Annotated in this window: 1 pseudogene; it reads left to right on the top strand. The window is 57.9% G+C overall.

Annotation, left to right across the window (positions count from 1 at the left end):
• Positions 1-261 (top strand): annotated as a pseudogene (locus tag SB765_RS30845) (OmpA family protein); the annotation flags it as partial.

The raw sequence follows: 261 nt of genomic DNA, 5'->3' as shown, positions 1-261 counted from the left end.
CCTTGGGCGGCAAAAAGATCTTCGACGGCAAGATTCCAGAAGACCCAGGCCAGAAAATCAAGGAGTGGCCTCGGGACCTGGCGCTCAAATACAACAGTGGCCTGGGCGACATTTGGAACAATGCCGCGCAGGTGTTCGTTATCCGGCGCGCTGACCGCGAGATCTGGATTCATTTGTGCAGCTACCCTTTCGGCGGCGGCCTGCTCATCGTCGAAACCAAACCACTCCAGATAACCGCCAGCCTGTTGCCGGCCAGTGAAC

It is taken from the genome of Pseudomonas sp. SIMBA_067 (assembly GCF_046534675.1).
In the GTDB taxonomy this organism is placed as follows: Bacteria; Pseudomonadota; Gammaproteobacteria; order Pseudomonadales; family Pseudomonadaceae; genus Aquipseudomonas; species Aquipseudomonas putida.
The sequence above is the reverse complement of the archived record's forward strand: the minus strand, read 5'-3'. Positions and strand labels throughout refer to the sequence as shown.